Source organism: Variovorax sp. E3 (genome assembly GCF_016082275.1).
Taxonomy (GTDB): Bacteria; Pseudomonadota; Gammaproteobacteria; order Burkholderiales; family Burkholderiaceae_C; genus Variovorax.
In genome coordinates, this window is record NZ_MOWM01000026.1 from 1 (window position 1) to 15481 (window position 15481).

Annotated in this window: 15 protein-coding genes, 1 tRNA gene and 4 pseudogenes; 8 read left to right on the forward strand and 12 right to left on the reverse strand. The window is 66.7% G+C overall.

Annotation, left to right across the window (positions count from 1 at the left end; all coding sequences use genetic code 11):
* Nucleotides 1–577, forward strand: a pseudogene (locus tag BMG07_RS12050) (DUF349 domain-containing protein); the annotation flags it as partial.
* Nucleotides 578–664: 87 nt separating this feature from the next.
* Here the strand turns inward: BMG07_RS12050 and BMG07_RS12055 are convergent.
* From BMG07_RS12055 to BMG07_RS12080, 6 genes and pseudogenes are all read right to left on the reverse strand, one after another.
* Complete coding sequence (locus BMG07_RS12055; RefSeq protein ID WP_198084775.1) at nucleotides 665–1261, reverse strand: hypothetical protein; 597 nt, start codon at nucleotides 1259–1261, stop codon at nucleotides 665–667.
* Nucleotides 1262–1354: 93 nt separating this feature from the next.
* Nucleotides 1355–2145 (reverse strand): annotated as a pseudogene (locus BMG07_RS12060) (zinc-dependent peptidase).
* A 17-nt stretch (nucleotides 2146–2162) separates the two neighbouring features.
* On the reverse strand, nucleotides 2163–2942 hold the full coding sequence (locus BMG07_RS12065; protein ID WP_198084776.1) for a UDP-2,3-diacylglucosamine diphosphatase: 780 nt from the start codon (nucleotides 2940–2942) through the stop codon (nucleotides 2163–2165).
* Nucleotides 2943–2967: 25 nt separating this feature from the next.
* Nucleotides 2968–3480 carry a peptidylprolyl isomerase gene (locus BMG07_RS12070; protein WP_198084777.1) on the reverse strand — a complete coding sequence of 171 codons (513 nt, stop codon included), beginning with the start codon at nucleotides 3478–3480 and terminating at the stop codon, nucleotides 2968–2970.
* 26 nt (nucleotides 3481–3506) lie between these two features.
* Nucleotides 3507–4103 (reverse strand): peptidylprolyl isomerase, encoded by a 597-nt coding sequence (locus BMG07_RS12075; RefSeq protein WP_198084778.1) that lies wholly within the window; start codon nucleotides 4101–4103, stop codon nucleotides 3507–3509.
* 85 nt (nucleotides 4104–4188) lie between these two features.
* Nucleotides 4189–4779 carry a tetratricopeptide repeat protein gene (locus BMG07_RS12080; protein ID WP_198084779.1) on the reverse strand — a complete coding sequence of 197 codons (591 nt, stop codon included), beginning with the start codon at nucleotides 4777–4779 and terminating at the stop codon, nucleotides 4189–4191.
* Nucleotides 4780–4967: 188 nt separating this feature from the next.
* Between BMG07_RS12080 and cysS the strand changes: the two genes are divergently transcribed.
* The 6 genes and pseudogenes from cysS to BMG07_RS12110 all read left to right on the forward strand — a co-directional run bounded on the left by cysS (nucleotide 4968) and on the right by BMG07_RS12110 (nucleotide 10463).
* Complete coding sequence (cysS, locus tag BMG07_RS12085) at nucleotides 4968–6347, forward strand: cysteine--tRNA ligase (protein WP_198084780.1); 1380 nt, start codon at nucleotides 4968–4970, stop codon at nucleotides 6345–6347.
* A 17-nt stretch (nucleotides 6348–6364) separates the two neighbouring features.
* Nucleotides 6365–7014 (forward strand): annotated as a pseudogene (locus BMG07_RS12090) (DNA-3-methyladenine glycosylase).
* Between the two features lie 15 nt (nucleotides 7015–7029).
* A complete protein-coding gene (locus tag BMG07_RS12095; RefSeq protein WP_198084781.1) occupies nucleotides 7030–8010 on the forward strand; it encodes an acetyl-CoA carboxylase carboxyltransferase subunit alpha in 981 nt (326 codons plus the stop codon).
* 23 nt (nucleotides 8011–8033) lie between these two features.
* Nucleotides 8034–9019 (forward strand): annotated as a pseudogene (tilS, locus tag BMG07_RS12100) (tRNA lysidine(34) synthetase TilS).
* A gap of 55 nt (nucleotides 9020–9074) precedes the next feature.
* The gene (locus BMG07_RS12105; RefSeq protein WP_198084782.1) at nucleotides 9075–10343 is read left to right on the forward strand and encodes an aspartate kinase; all 1269 of its coding nucleotides are present in this window, start codon (nucleotides 9075–9077) and stop codon (nucleotides 10341–10343) included.
* 27 nt (nucleotides 10344–10370) lie between these two features.
* Nucleotides 10371–10463: transfer RNA gene (locus BMG07_RS12110), tRNA-Ser, on the forward strand.
* Between the two features lie 146 nt (nucleotides 10464–10609).
* Here BMG07_RS12110 and BMG07_RS12115 read toward each other — a convergent pair.
* The 4 genes from BMG07_RS12115 to BMG07_RS12130 form a co-directional block, all read right to left on the reverse strand.
* Nucleotides 10610–12544 carry a sensor histidine kinase gene (locus BMG07_RS12115; protein ID WP_198084816.1) on the reverse strand — a complete coding sequence of 645 codons (1935 nt, stop codon included), beginning with the start codon at nucleotides 12542–12544 and terminating at the stop codon, nucleotides 10610–10612.
* Nucleotides 12545–12712: 168 nt separating this feature from the next.
* Nucleotides 12713–13069, reverse strand: a complete 357-nt coding sequence (locus BMG07_RS12120) for a c-type cytochrome (RefSeq protein ID WP_198084783.1) — start codon at nucleotides 13067–13069, stop codon at nucleotides 12713–12715.
* Nucleotides 13070–13071: 2 nt separating this feature from the next.
* A complete protein-coding gene (locus BMG07_RS41955; protein WP_269758885.1) occupies nucleotides 13072–13332 on the reverse strand; it encodes a DUF3592 domain-containing protein in 261 nt (86 codons plus the stop codon).
* Complete coding sequence (locus BMG07_RS12130; RefSeq protein ID WP_269758886.1) at nucleotides 13290–13511, reverse strand: DUF3592 domain-containing protein; 222 nt, start codon at nucleotides 13509–13511, stop codon at nucleotides 13290–13292. Before BMG07_RS12130 ends, BMG07_RS41955 begins: the two co-directional genes overlap by 43 nt.
* A 235-nt stretch (nucleotides 13512–13746) precedes the next feature.
* Here BMG07_RS12130 and BMG07_RS12135 point away from each other — a divergent pair, with 235 nt between their 5' ends.
* Complete coding sequence (locus BMG07_RS12135; RefSeq protein ID WP_269758883.1) at nucleotides 13747–14319, forward strand: hypothetical protein; 573 nt, start codon at nucleotides 13747–13749, stop codon at nucleotides 14317–14319.
* 19 nt (nucleotides 14320–14338) lie between these two features.
* On the opposite strand, the gene BMG07_RS12140 is transcribed toward BMG07_RS12135, so the two are convergent.
* Together BMG07_RS12140 and BMG07_RS12145 are read right to left on the reverse strand one after the other, a co-directional pair.
* Nucleotides 14339–14521, reverse strand: coding sequence for a hypothetical protein (locus BMG07_RS12140; RefSeq protein WP_198084785.1), 183 nt, complete (start codon nucleotides 14519–14521; stop codon nucleotides 14339–14341).
* A 136-nt stretch (nucleotides 14522–14657) separates the two neighbouring features.
* Complete coding sequence (locus BMG07_RS12145) at nucleotides 14658–15464, reverse strand: PPK2 family polyphosphate kinase (protein ID WP_198084786.1); 807 nt, start codon at nucleotides 15462–15464, stop codon at nucleotides 14658–14660.
* Between the last annotated feature and the right edge of the window lie 17 nt (nucleotides 15465–15481).

Sequence of the window (15481 nt, forward strand, 5' to 3'; positions counted from 1 at the left end):
CGATCGCGGCGCTCCGCGTCCCGATTCGCGCGGTGACCGTGGCGGCGATCGCGGTGCACCTGGCGGCGGCCGCTTCGGCGACCGTCCCCCGCGCTTCGAAGACCGTGGCCCGCGCCTGGGCGACGCGGCTTTCCGCGCCCAGCGCGAAGCGCTCGAGCGCGCCGACATGGCGCTGCGCAAGCTCGCCGCGCAGGCGCACGGCGAAGCCCTGACGCAGGTGCTCGGCGCCTGGGAGCAGCGCGATGCCGCCCGGCTGCCCAGCGTGCAGGAACTCGGCCGCGCGGTCTCGCCCGCGGTGCGCACCGGCTGGTCGCAAGCCATCGGCTCGGCGCCGTCGGCTGCCGCCGGCGATGCCGCCGAAGCGCTGCTGCGCCTCGAAATGGCCGCTGAAGTGCCGACACCCGCCGAGCAGCTCGACGCGCGCCGCGCGCTGCAGCTCAAGCTGCTGACGAAGCGCGGCGACCCAGCACCGGCCCAGACCTGGGGCCAGGACGCCGGCAAGGTGCTGGCCGCCGCGCACGACGCTTCGAGCGCACGTCGCCTGCAGAACGCGCTGAAGGCGCTGCTGCGCAAGTAAGCCTGCCGCTGGAGTCGGTAAGCGCCCATGAAAAAGACGCCCCGCGGGGCGTCTTTTTCTTTGGGGCGCGAGCGTGCGTCTGTTCGCTCAGACCTTCTCGCCGATCACGGGCGTCTGCACCGTGGCCGCTTGTTCCGCCGCGTAGCCGCTGGCAATGCGGCGCCGGATGAACAGCCCGCCGATGCCCAGCAGCAGGGCGATGGCGCCGACGATCAGCGTGCCCTTGTCGGTGGCGCTCGAGGCCGCGGCCTTGTCCTTGTTCTCCATGATCTTCTGCACGTCGGCAAGCGACAGCACCGGCTGGCCCTTCAGCTTGACCTCGTAGACCAGGTTGTTGTCCGAAGGATCGACGCGCACGTCGACGGCTTCGTCGATCAGCGGCTCCAGCTTGCTGCGGCCGACCGCGTAGTCCACGCGCCATTTCTCGGTGCTGCCGTCAGCCAGCTTGGCGTCGAGCACGAAGTAGTGACGGGTGCTGCTGCCGCCACGGCGGCGCTTGGTGGTCTCGGTGATCTCGCTGCCGCTGACGATGGTGCCGCTCTTGGCCACCAGGTCTTCCACCGCCGTGCCGTGCGTGTCGGCGTTGGCCTTGAACTGCGCGTAGCCCGCCCAGCCCAGGATGCCGATGCCGAACACCAGCGCGATCCACGCTTTGCCCGTGAGTTGATAGAACCAATCCCTCATGTTGTTTACCTTTTTTGCAAGTTGATAACCTGTCAATGGTAAAGGCTGGAGTGCTATCGAATGGATAGCTGAAGGATGAGTCTGGATAAAGGTTTACGGGCGTTTAGGCAGAAAGAATTCATCGAAGATCGCGAGCACTTCGGGGAAATCCCGGCCGAAATTCGGACGGTTCACGAAGTAGGCCTCGCAGGCGACCGCGAAGAACTCGGTGATCGACGTCGCCCCGTATTCATCGAGCCATGGCGGCTCGGCGCCGAAGCGTTCGGCCAGGATGGTTTTCTCGCGGAAATCGTCGTAGGCGGCCTTCATGACGGCCATCCAGGCGGCGCGAGCCTCGCGCGCGTTGCGCCGCCCCCCGAAGCCGGGCGGCAGGGGCGGGCAGCCGTTGGCGTCGCCGTTGCGCATGTCGATCTTGTGGGCGAACTCGTGGATCACGACGTTGTAGCCGCGCCGGTCGTGATGCTGCTGGCGAGCACGTCGTCCCAGCTCAGCATCACGGGGCCGCGGTCCATGGCTTCGCCGGCCACGACTTCGTTGTACTCGTGCACGACCTGGGCGTCGTCGACCACCTTGCGCCGCGCCACGACCTCGGAGCGATGCACCACGATGCCGACGAAATCGTCGTACCAGTCCAGCCCGCCCTTGAGGTGCAGCACCGGCAGCACGGCCTGCGCCGCGATGGCCAGCGCCACTTCGTTGGTGATGGTGAAGCCCCGGGTGCCGTGGAATTCCTTGTCGCGCAGGAACTCGGCCGTCAGGCTGCGAAGCCGCTGCACGTCGGCGGCGGGGCGGTCGCCGAGGAAGGCGTAGCGCGCGAGCACGGCCTGCCAGGCGGCTTCGGGAATCGGGGGCAGGGCGCGCAACCGGCGCAGCCACTTGAACATCGGTGGCGGCGGCGCGGCTAGCGCAGGTCGACGCGCTGCGCGCCGGCCGCGGAAAGGCAGAGCAGTTGCGCGCGCGGCGGGTGGGCCGCGGCGTCCCAGTCGCTCAGCACGATGCGGCGCAGGCCCTGGCCCAGGTCGTGATCGGTGGGGCGGTGCGTGTGGCCGTGGATCAGCGCATGCGCCTGAGCCTGCTGCAGCCATTGGCGCGCCGCGTCGGTGTCGACATCGGCCCAGACGACCGAGGGGTCGCGCTTGCGGTCTTCGCTCTGCACGCGCATCGAACGCGCGAGCGCGCGGCGCTCTTGGAGCGGGCGCGCGAGAAACGCGGCCTGCCAACTGGGCGTGCGCACCTGGGCGCGAAACTTGAGGTAGTCGGTGTCCTCGAGGCACAGGGCGTCCCCGTGGCTCAGCAGCCAGCGCTGGCCGTGCAGCACCAGCACGGTGGGGTCGTCGAGCAGCGTGAAGCCGCATTGCGCCGCGAGCGCGGAGCCGACCAGAAAGTCGCGGTTGCCGTGCATGAAGTACACGGGCAGCCGCTGCGCCGTGCTGCGCAGCAGTTCGGCGCACTGCGCCTCGAAGCCGGGCTGGGCGGCCGAATCGTCGCCCACCCACACTTCGAACAGGTCGCCGAGGATCACCAGCGCATCGGCCGGCGTGGTCTGCAGGTAGCCGCGCCAGGCCTCGAAGGTGGCGGGCTCGCCGGCCTGCAGGTGCAGGTCGGAGATGAGGTCGACGGTGCGCCACGCGGGCGGCGCCACCAGCTCTGCGAAAGCCGGGGTTGGCGCCGTGTCGTTCATGCCGCGTAGCACCCGTTGCCGGCCGTCACTCGGCGGTGACGACGGCCTTTTCGATCACGACGTCTTCGAGGGGCACGTCGTCATGGAAGCCCTTGCGGCCCGTCTTCACGGCCTTGATCTTGTCGACCACTTCGGTGCCGGCAATGACCTTGCCGAACACGGCGTAGCCCCAGCCCTGGGCCGAAGGCGCGGTGTGGTTCAGGAAGCCGTTGTCCGACACGTTGATGAAGAACTGCGCGGTGGCCGAGTGCGGCGCGCTGGTGCGGGCCATGGCCACGGTGTAGTTGTTGTTCTTCAGGCCGTTGTTGGCCTCGTTCTCGATTTCGGCGCCGGTGGGCTTTTGCGTCATGCCGGGCTCGAAGCCGCCGCCTTGCACCATGAAGCCGGGGATCACGCGGTGGAACACCGTGTTGTCGTAGTGGCCCTTCTTCACGTAGGAGACGAAGTTCTCGACCGACTTCGGCGCCTTGGCGGCGTCGAGTTCAAGCGTGATCACGCCGTAGTTCTTGATGTGCAGTTCGACTTGGGGGTTGCTCATGAGGGACTCCTTCTTCGGAAAACGGATTACTTCGCCACCACGGTGGCGGACTTGATGGTGATGGGCTCGACGGGCACGTTCTGCATGCCGCCCTTGTTGCCGGTCTGCACGGCGCGGATCTTGTCGACCACGTCGGTGCCGGCGACGACCTTGCCGAACACGGTGTAGCCGTAGCCGTCGGGGTTGGGCGCGTTCAGCGAGTCGTTGTTCTTCACGTTGATGAAGAACTGCGAAGTGGCCGAGTCGGGGTTGCCGGTGCGGGCCATCGCGATGGTGTACTTGTCGTTCTTCAGGCCGTTGCTGGCTTCCAGCGGAATGGGTGCGCGCGTGGGCTTTTGCTTCATGTCGGCCGTGAAGCCGCCGCCCTGGATCATGAAGCCGTCGATGACGCGGTGGAACACCGTGCCGTCGTAGTGCTTGTCCTTGACGTATTGCAGGAAGTTGTCGACCGACTTGGGTGCCTTGGCGGCGTCGAGTTCGACCACGATGTCGCCGGCCGAGGTGGCGAGCTTGACGCGCGGCGCTGCCGCCGTTTGCGCATACGCGGTGGCGGTGAGCGTGAGGGCGGCGGCCAGCACCAGGGCGCTGCGGCGGCTGAATCGGGAGAGTGCGTGGATCGTCAAGTGATGCTCCGTGTGCGAAAGGGGGAGGGCGGCGCCGACACGATGGGCGCCACGTGGGGCGCGCGCGGGCCGGCTGTCGCCGTGATTACTTGCTGGTGCGACCGACCGGCTTGCGGATGACCACCGGCGCGGCGGGCAGCGCGGCGGCTTCGGCTTCGGACTTCGAGGTGAAGATCTGGCGGATCAGCGACAGCTTGGGCGCAACGCTCGAATTGGTGCTGGCGAATTGCTGGGCGCGCACATATTCCTGGGCCGCGAGGCGGGCGTACACGTCGCCCAGGTTCTCGTGCGCCGTGGCGTAGTTCGGATTGAGCTTGATGGCTTGCTCGAGCGCGGTGCGCGCCTGGTCGAACTTGCTCTGCGACGCGTAGAGCGCGGCCAGGTTGTTGTAGGGCTCCGAAAGCTCGGGGAAGTCCTGCGTGAGCTGGGTGAAGGCGACGATGGCCTCGTCCTGCTTGTTCTGCTCGGTCAGGATCACGCCGCGCAGGAAGCGCATCTGCGGGTCGCGCGGCTTGCCGGCGATGTAGGTGTCGGCCTTGGCCAGCGCCTCGGCCGGCTTGCCCTGGCGCAGCAGCAGGTTCACGTCGTCGTATTCGTTGGCGTGCGCGGCGGCGCCCCACAGGCCGAACAGCAGTGCGAAAACAAGGGGGATTCTGGAGAAAGCGGCGTGCTTCATGAAGCCTCGGAGTGGGAAGTGCGGGCTTGGGGAACACCCGGGAGATACTCGGCAGCAGCCGTTTATACTAGGTTGCATTGTAGCCGAGGGGCCATGTCCAACCCCTCGCGACCACAGCCCCCGTCACCCTGAAAAACACCGTCGTTCGCCCGTGCCGCACGTGCGCGAAGCGACGCTTTCCGAATCTCATGAGTCTGCGCATCTACAACACGCTGTCGCGTGAATTGGAGGAATTCTCCCCCCTGCAACCCGGACAGGTGCGCATGTACGTCTGCGGCATGACGGTCTACGATTTCTGCCACATCGGCCACGCCCGCATGATGATGGCGTTCGACGTGGTGCAGCGCTGGTTGCGCGCCAGCGACTACGCCGTGACCTACGTGCGCAACATCACCGACATCGACGACAAGATCATTGCCCGCGCGGTGCAGCGCGGCATCACCATCCGCGCGCTGACCGACGAAGTGATCGCGGCCATGCACGAGGACATCGGTGCGCTCGGCATCGAGCCGCCCACCATCGAGCCGCGCGCCACCGAATACGTGCCGCAGATGCTGGGCATCATCGAGAAGCTGGAGCAAAAGGGCCTGGCCTACCGCTCCGAGAACGGCGACGTGAACTACGCGGTGCGCAAGTTCCCGGGCTACGGCAAGCTGTCGGGCAAGTCGCTCGACGAGCTGCACGCAGGCGAGCGCGTGGCCGTGCTCGACGGCAAGCAGGACCCGCTCGACTTCGTGCTCTGGAAGGCCGCCAAGCCCACCGAGCCGGCCGACGCCAAATGGGAAAGCGCCTACGGCACCGGCCGCCCGGGCTGGCACATCGAGTGCTCGGCCATGAGCTGCGCCACCCTCGGCGAGACCTTCGACATCCACGGCGGCGGCGCCGACCTGCAGTTCCCGCACCACGAGAACGAAATTGCGCAGAGCGAAGGCGCCAACGGCAAGCCGCTGTCGCGCTTCTGGGTGCACAACGGCTTCGTGCGCGTGGACAACGAGAAGATGTCCAAGAGCCTGGGCAACTTCTTCACCATCCGCGAAGTGCTGCAGAAGTACGACGCCGAGAGCCTGCGTTTCTTCCTGGTGCGCACGCACTACCGCAGCGCGCTGAACTACAGCGACGCCCACCTGGACGACGCCCGCAATTCGCTCAAGCGCCTGTACACCGCGCTCGACCTGGTGGCGCCGGCCGACGTGGCCTCCATCGACTGGACGCAGCCCTACGCCGCGCGCTTCAAGGCCGCCATGGACGAAGACTTCGGCACGCCCGAAGCCATTGCCGTGCTGTTCGAGCTGGCCGGCGAGGTCAACCGCACCAAGTCCGCGGAAACGGCCGGCCTGCTGAAGGCGCTGGCCGGTTCGCTGGGCTTGCTGCAAGGCAACCCGCGGGCCTTCTTGCAGGCCGGCAGCACGCTCGACGACGCGGCCATCCAGGCCCGCATCGCGCAGCGAGCCGCCGCCAAGGCCGCGAAGAATTTCGCCGAAGCCGATCGCATTCGCCAGGAACTCCTCGAGCAGGGCATCGTGCTCAAGGATTCGCCCACGGGAACGACCTGGGCGGCTGCGCAGTGAACGGAACGACGAACCCCATGCCCGCCACCAAGAAGACCAGCGTTCAGATCTATACGCCGGACTATTGGGAAGAGGCATGCAAGCACCTGGCCAAGAAAGACCGCGTCATGAAGCGGTTGATCCCGAGTTCGGCGACGCCTGCCTCGAGTCGCGCGGTGACGCTTTCACCACGCTGGCGCGCAGCGTGGTCGGCCAGCAGATCTCGGTGAAGGCCGCGCAGTCGGTGTGGGACAAGTTCGCCGCGCTGCCGCGCAAGCTGACGCCGGCCAACGTGCTCAAGCTCAAGGTCGACGACATGCGCGCGGCCGGGCTGTCGGCACGCAAGATCGAGTACCTCGTCGACCTGGCGCTTCACTTCGACTCGGGCATGGTGCATGTCGATTCGTGGAAGGACATGTCGGACGAGCTCATCATCGAAGAACTCGTGGCCATTCGCGGCATCGGCCGCTGGACGGCCGAGATGTTCCTCATCTTCCACCTGATGCGCCCGAACGTGCTCCCGGTCGACGACCTGGGGCTGCTCAACGGCATCAGCGTGAATTATTTTTCGGGCGATCCGGTGAGCCGCAGCGATGCCCGCGACGTCGCCGTGGCCTGGGCCCCGTATTGCAGCGTGGCGACTTGGTATATTTGGCGATCGCTGGACCCGGTTCCAGTTGCGTATTGAACACAGGAGAAGACGTTGGCAAAACGAACCTTCCTCGACTTCGAGCAGCCCATTGCTGAACTCGAAACAAAAATCGAAGAACTGCGCTATGTGCAGACCGAATCGGCGGTCGACATTTCTGAAGAAATCGACCAGCTCGGCAAGAAGAGCCAGCAGCTCACCAAGGACATCTACAGCGACCTGACGCCCTGGCAGATCACCAAGATCGCCCGGCATCCGGAGCGTCCGTACACGCTCGACTACGTCAACGAAATCTTCACCGATTTCGTCGAACTGCACGGCGACCGGCATTTCTCGGACGACCTGTCGATCGTGGGCGGCCTGGCGCGCTTCAACGGCGTGCCCTGCATGGTGCTGGGCCACCAGAAGGGCCGCGACACGAAGGAGCGCACTGCGCGCAACTTCGGCATGAGCAAGCCCGAGGGCTACCGCAAGGCCTTGCGCCTCATGAAGACCGCCGAGAAGTTCAAGCTGCCCGTGTTCACCTTCGTGGACACGCCCGGCGCTTACCCCGGCATCGACGCCGAGGAACGCGGCCAGTCGGAAGCCATCGGCCGCAACATCTTCGAGATGGCGCAGCTCGAGGTGCCGATCATCGTCACCATCATCGGCGAGGGCGGCTCCGGCGGCGCGCTGGCCATTTCGGTCGGCGACCAGCTGGTGATGCTGCAGTATTCGATCTACTCGGTCATCAGCCCCGAAGGCTGCGCTTCCATTCTGTGGAAGACCAGCGACAAGGCGCAAGAAGCGGCCGACGCGTTGGGCATTACCGCGCACCGCCTCAAGGCGCTGGGCCTGGTCGACAAGATCGTGAACGAGCCCGTCGGCGGTGCGCACCGCGACCATCGCCAGATGGCCGCCTTCCTGAAGCGCGCGCTCAACGATGCGTTCCGCCAGGTCAGCGACCTGAAGCCGAAGGAATTGCTGGAGCGCCGCTACGAGCGCCTGCAGAGCTACGGCCGTTTCAACGACACCAAGGCCGACAACGGCAGGTAACGGCCGATAACGCGGTCTCTGTCATGAACTCCGCCTTCGAGCGCGCCATGGCCGCGTTCGAGCCGGCGCATTGGCCGCTGGCGGTGGGGTTCAGCGGTGGTGCCGATTCCACCGCCTTGCTGGCCGCCTGCGCGGCGCGCTGGCCGCAGCGGGTGGTCGCCTTTCACGTGCATCACGGGCTGCAGGCTGCAGCGACGATTTCGAGCGGCATTGCCGGGACGTTTGCGAGCGTCTGGCGGTGCCGCTGCGCGTGCATCGCGTCGATGCGCGGCATGCGCCGGGCGACAGCCCGGAAGACGCGGCCCGCCGTGCCCGCTACGGCGCGTTCGCCGAGATGGCGCGCGAAGGCGGGGGAGGCGGGGAGGGCGCGGCTGTTCAATCCATCGCGCTGGGTCACCACGCGGACGACCAGATCGAAACTCTGTTGCTCGCGCTCTCGCGCGGCGCGGGGCTACCGGGCTTGGCCTCGATGCCGCCCCATGCGAAGCGCAACGGGCTCGACATCCACAGGCCGCTGCTGGCCGTGCCTGGCGCGGACATCCGCGAATGGCTGGCCGGCCGCGACCTGCCGTGGATCGAAGACCCGACCAACGGCGATGCACGCTACACGCGCAACCGGATTCGCTCCGTGCTGCTGCCCGCGCTGGAGCAGGCTTTTCCGCAATTCAGGGCCACGTTCGCGCGCAGCATCGGCCACGCGGCGCAGGCGCAGGAACTGCTGGGCGAGCTGGCCGCGCAAGACCTGGAAACGACCGGCAGCCCGCCCCGCATCGCCACGCTGCAGACCCTGTCGCCTGCCCGGCAGGCCAACGTGCTGCGCCACTGGCTCATGCAGGCGCACGGTTGCGCGCCCAGCGCCGCGCAGCTCGACCAGCTGCTCGGACAGGTGCGCGCCTGCACCACCCGTGGCCACCGGATCCACCTGAAGGTGGCCGCGGGATTCATCGAGCGGCAGGGCGATTTCCTGCATTGGTACAATGCCCCGCCCTCGCCGAAGACTTTGCTCTGACAGCTTGCAGGGCGCCGCCTTTCAAGCGGCCCTTTCCTTTTCTCTGATTTCATCCATGGCATTGATCGTTCACAAATACGGCGGTACGTCGATGGGCTCGACCGAGCGCATCAAGAATGTCGCCAAGCGCGTCGCCAAGTGGGCGCGTGCCGGCCACCAGATGATCGTGGTTCCGAGTGCCATGAGCGGCGAGACCAATCGCCTGCTCGGACTGGCCAAGGAACTGGCGCCCAGCAAACCGGGCGTGGCCCACGGCCGCGAACTCGACATGCTGGCCGCGACGGGCGAGCAGGCGTCGTCGGCGCTGCTGGCCATCGCGTTGCAGGCCGAGGGCGTCGAGTCCGTGAGCTACGCGGGCTGGCAGGTCTCGGTGCGCACCGACAACTCGTACACCAAGGCCCGCATCGAAAGCATCGAGGATGCACGCGTGATGGCCGACCTGAACGCCGGCAAGGTGGTGGTCATCACCGGCTTCCAGGGCGTGGACGACGCGGGCAACATCACCACGCTCGGCCGTGGCGGCAGCGACACCTCGGCCGTGGCCATTGCCGCGGCCATGAAGGCGAACGAGTGCCTGATCTACACCGACGTCGACGGCGTCTACACGACCGACCCGCGCGTCGAGCCCGATGCGCGTCGCCTCACCACCGTGAGCTTCGAAGAGATGCTCGAAATGGCGAGCCTGGGCTCCAAGGTCCTGCAAATCCGCTCGGTGGAATTCGCCGGCAAGTACAAGGTGCCGCTGCGCGTGCTTTCGAGCTTCACGCCGTGGGACATCGACATCAATGAAGAGGCCAAGTCCGGCACGCTGATCACTTTCGAGGAAGACGAAAACATGGAACAAGCCGTCGTATCCGGCATCGCATTCAACCGCGACGAAGCCAAGATCTCGGTGCTCGGCGTCCCCGACAAGCCGGGCATCGCGTATCACATCCTCGGTGCCGTGGCGGACGCCAACATCGAAGTCGACGTGATCATCCAGAACCTCAGCAAGGACGGCAAGACCGACTTCAGCTTCACCGTGCATCGCAACGAATACGCGAAGACGGTCGACCTGCTGCAGTCGAAGGTCATGCCTTCGCTGGGCGCGACCGAGATCGTGGGCGACACCAAGATCTGCAAGGTCAGCATCGTGGGCATCGGCATGCGCAGCCATGTGGGCGTCGCGAGCAAGATGTTCCGCGTGTTGAGCGAAGAGGGCATCAACATCCAGATGATCTCGACCAGCGAAATCAAGACCTCGGTCGTGATCGATGAAAAATATATGGAACTTGCAGTGCGCGCATTGCATAAAGCCTTCGATCTGGATCAACCGAGCGCCTAAGTAATGGCATAATCGTGGCTTCTTTCAGGAACTGTGACCGAGTGGCCGAAGGTGCTCCCCTGCTAAGGGAGTATGGGGTGTAGAGCCTCATCGAGGGTTCGAATCCCTCCGGTTCCGCCAAACAAAAGCCCCTGTAGCTGTCCAGCTACAGGGGCTTTTTGTTTGGGCTGCTTCGAGGCCTGAAACTGGTAGCGAGCGAGCTCACCGCTGATCTCCAGATCGAGGCCGCGCTCTAAAGAGAGAAGAGGGCATGGCGCCCGAAGGCCTCACGCCGCAGCGACCCGTGCCTCGCGCTCCAACGGCAGCCACAGCACAAACCGCGTTCCGCTCGGCCGCGACTCCCAACTGACCTCGCCCTGGATCGACGCCGCGCGCCGTCGCTGGTTCTGCATGCCCCGCCCCGACGGCGAGGCCAGCACCTTGTCGACGTCGAAACCCTGCCCGTTGTCCTCGATCGTCACGCGCACGCCGTCGGCGTGCAGCGCAGTCTCCACGCGGATTTCCGTCGCCCGCGTGTGGCGCAGGATGTTCGAGATGCTCTCCTGCACGATGCGCAGGATGTGCAGCGCGCTCGACGGGTCGAGCCAGGGCAGGGCGGGCAGCTCCCGCACTTCCCAGCGCAGCGACACCCCCGTGCCCTCGAGCCGCGGCGCCAGCCGGTAGCGCAGGGTCGCGAGCAGCAGCAGCAGGTCGGCCTCGACCGGCTCCAGCGAGTCGAGCGTCAGCTTCAGGTCGTCGAGGCAGCTCTTGAGAATCTGCGAGATCTTCTCGTCGCTCATGCCGCCGCTTTCGACCGAGCGGATCGCGCTGACCAGCGACGAGCCCAGCCCGTCGTGCATGTCCTGCATCAGGCGCTGGCGTTCGTCGCTGATGGTCTGCAGCCGCTCGATGTCGCGCAGCCGCCGGTGGCTGAGTTCGAGCTCGGCCTCGCGCTTGTGCAGCCGTTCGGCGAGGCTCGCGTTCAGCTGCTCCACCGCGCCGATGGCGTGCATGTAGCGCCGGTACATCAGCGCGCCGAACACGCTGAAGGTCACGGCGTTGGTGTACGCGCCAAGGTACCAACTCGGGCTGATGAAGTTGTTCTGCAGCAGCCAGTCGGTCATGCCCAGCAGCACGCAGATACCGATGCCGACCGCCACCAGCCGGCCCTCGGTGGAGCGGCGCCATGCGCTGATGCCGCCGACCAGGCAGACGGCGGTGCCCATGAGGGCCGCGACCGCGTAGATCAACGGCGTCACGCGGGGCGTGTTCTGCACCAGGTTCAGGCCGGGCAGGGTCAGCACGCCGATGGCGGCGGTGGCTGCCACCACGGCATGCGTCAGCCACTTGAGCCGCCGCTGGTGCAACTGCCGCAAAAAGAAATGCACCACCAGCACCAACCAGAACAGCGAGTTGACGGTCAGCCAGGCAAACCAGTCGTTGGCGACCGGCTGGCCCACGTAGAAATGCAGGCCCCGCATGAAGGACGTGGCCGAGAGATTGAAGAACAGCAAATAGCCGGTCTCGTCGCGCCGCCTGAACCACACGAACAGCGCGAACACGCCCACCGCCATGAAGGCGGCGCTGAGCATCGCGGGCAGCTCCTGCTGCAGCCATTGGCGCAGGCCGTGGCGGCCTCGCAGCGCCTCGACGGGTCCGACCCACAGCGACGACACCGCCACCTGCGTGTTGCGGGAGTGCTCCAGGCGGATGAGGATCTCGTGCGGCGGCGTGCCGTCGGTGTGCTTGTCGAGTTCGACCCACAGCGGGGTGCGGGTGCTGTTCCACAGCGGGCCCAGTTGCTGCGCGCGATGCACCAGGCGGCCGTCGGCATACACGGCGATGGTGCCATCGGTCTTGATGCGGGCGCCATACAGCGCCAGCGGCCCGGACGAGGGCGGCAGGTCGCGCGTGGAGACCCGCAGCCAGGTCGTGCGGGTCGCCCGGAAGGCGCGAGGCGTGGCCGCGTTGCTGGTGGTGGTAGTGCCGACGGCGGCATCGGTGTCGGCCTGGCGCAGCAGCGCGATGGGCATGGCCAGCGGCAGCTCGACCGGACGCCAGTCGTCGGGCAGGTCGCGGCTGTCCCGGTGCATGGGCGGCGTGCTGAACCCCGAGGAGTCCTGGGCCTGCCAGTCGGCCTGCCGCAGGTGCAGCGCCGCGTGGGACTGCTGCAGGCCGGCGGTTCCGCCGAAGAAGGCGCCGATCACGGCAAGCAGCGTCATCGACAGGACGAGCACCACATTGGCGAAGAAAGGCGCGGGACGGGAATTCAAGGCGGTTCGGGAGGGCGCGTCCAAAAATTGACGCACCCAGTATGTAACCCATTTTCGCTCTTTGTTACCAATCCGGCGTTCTGCGGGTCTTCCCCGCAGGAGGCGGGCGGCCGCGTGTCAGTGTGTCGCGGGCCGGGACAGCACCCACCGCGCCAGCGCCTGTGCCTCGGCTTCGGACACCTGGGGCTGGCGCGGCATGATGACGCGGCCCCAGTTGCCCACGCTGCCGCCGCGGATCCTGCCGGCCAGGCGCGCGGGCGCTTCACTGTCGTTGCGGTAGCGTTCGGCGATCTGCGCGAAGCCCGGGCCCACCTGCTTGTGGACGAGGCCGTGGCAGGACATGCAGCCGTTCTTCTGCGCCAGGTCCGCCGGCGCGGTCTGGGCGGCCGCGGACATGGCCGCCTGCGCGGCAAGAAGGCCGGCGGCGGCCAGCAGGCGTCGCGCGCGGCGGCGCTTTCCGATGAAAGGCGCCATGCTCAGGCCTGCGTTTTCTCGTCGCGCCCGATCCGCCACAGGAACCAGGCGAACAGCGAGAAGACGGCGCCGATGATGCCGGCCATCGCCGGGCCGCCCCACAGCTCGAACGGGTCGTCGAGCAGGGCGTCGGCCGGGTCCGAGGGCTGGAAGAACACCTGGATGCTCTCGCCTGTCTCGTAGCGCGGCGTGCCGCTGCTGCTCGAGGTGGTGAAGTCGATCAGCGCCCCGGACGCGCCCGGAAGCGCACCACCGGCCGCCAGGTGCCCTCGGTGTTGTTCTTGTTGGTGCTGCGCACGTGCTGCAGGTCGATCACCTGGCCCTGCACCCGCTCGGCCGACATGATGAACTTCAGCTTGCCATAGAGGAGATAGCCGCTCAACGCGAGCACCCCGATGCTGATGAGCGTGAAAAGGAACTTGGCGACGGTCTCGATCTTCATGGGCGGGGCGGTGATGCGTTCGGTGCATCGTCGCAAATCCTGGGCGTCGTGCATTCGCGACAAGGCGATTCAAGAGTAACTATATGTATGGTTAAATCCCCGCAACTATCGCGAAGAAGACGAGGGATTGCATGAAGTTCCTGCTGAGCATTGCGGCCGTTGCTGTCGCATTGGCTGGCTGTGTGAGCCAGCCGGTGACGCCGACCGAACCCGGAACGGGACCGGCCTCTCCTATGTGCCGAAGGTCGCCATGGAGGGCGTCGACAAGGCGCGCTACGCCGCCGACGTGGCCGCTTGCCGTGAGACCGCCACGCGCATCACCGCGCGCAGCCAAGCCAACCCCGATGCGATGTGGGCCGCCATCGGGCTGGGGCTCGTCACCTGGTACAGCCAGGGCCTGGCGAGCGGCGTCGCGGTGGGGGGCTTCGGCTCGGCTGCCGTCGACTTCGCGGGGCAGCCCTCGGCCAGCCTCATTGCCGAGCACCAGCAGATCGCCGTCGTGCATTGCTTGGCCAAGCGCGGCTATCGCAACCTCGACGAAGGCGTGCGCGACACCTTCTACGGCGACAACAACTTCAACCCGAGCGTGGTGCTGATGAAGCCGCGCCGCACTGGTGTCGACACATACAACGTCGAGACCCTGGCCAAGGCCGGCCGCTGCAACCTGCAGCCGCGCGCCGAACTCACGGCCAAGGGCCCGGGCTACGAAACCTACAACGTGCCTTGCGACAACGGCGCCACCTGGGCGGTGCGCTGCGAGTTCGGCAAGTGCCGCGTGCTCGCACAGGCGCTGATCCGCCGCTCCTGAGTTTGTTCAGCCGCCGGCGTCAGCGCCAGACGTAGTGGCCGCGCACCATGCGGCCGTGCTCGCGGTGCGCCGGCACCCACACCTTGTGCGGGCGGTGGTGCCCACGGTCATATCCGGGGCCCGGGCCGCGCGGTCCCGGCTGGGCCAGCGCGGCGGTGGATGCGAGCAGGCAGGCGGCAAGAACGAAGATTGTTTTTTTCATGTTGGAGTCCTTCTGGTTGTTGCACCGCGATCGGTGCGGAAGCCAGCTTAGTGGTGGGCCCCAGGCCGCTCGCGTAGGCGAAATGGCACTTTACAAAAGCGACACGAAAGGCCGCTTCCCCCGGCCGTGACGCGCATCACTTGATGATCATGCCCTTGAGCGCCGGATCGGGCGGCGGTGCCTTGAGCTTCATCTGCCGCAGCGTCTTCACCAGCAGCTGCGCGATCATCACGTTGCGGTGCCGCTTGCTGTTGGCGGGTATCACGTGCCACGGCGCGTGGTCCGTCGAGGTGGCGGCGAGCGCGCTCTGGTAGGCCTGCTGGTAGGCGCTCCACTTGCCGCGCACCGCGAGGTCGTCCATGCTGAACTTCCACTGCTTGCCGGGCGTGTCGATGCGCGCCTGCAGGCGCTCGCGCTGCTCGTCCTTGTCGATGTGCAGCATGCACTTGATGACCACCGTGCCGGTCTCGGTCAAGAGCCGTTCGAAGTCGTTGATCTGCGCGTAGCGGCGCTTGGCCTCGGCCTTGTCGATCCAGCCTTCGACCACGGGCACCAGCACGTCTTCGTAGTGGCTGCGGTTCCACACCATGATCTCGCCGGTGCGCGGCACGGCGGCATGGCAGCGCCAGAGGTAGTCGTGCGCGCGCTCTTCGTCGTTGGGTGCCTTGAAGGCCGTCACGCGCACGCCGAGCGGCGAGGTGCGCGAGAACACCCAACGCACCGTGCCGTCCTTGCCGCTGGTGTCCAGCCCCTGCAGCACCAGCAGCAGCTTGCGCTTGCCTTCGGCATGCAGCAGGTCTTGCAGTTCGTCGAGCTCGACGGCGAGCGCATCGACTTCCGCGCGCTGCGAGGCTTCGTCGCCCTCGCAAAAAGGCGTGTCGTCGGGGTCGATGTGAGAGAGCTTGAACTTGTCGCCGACGCGGTATTTCTTGAAGCTGGCCATGCAGTGGAACTCCTCGA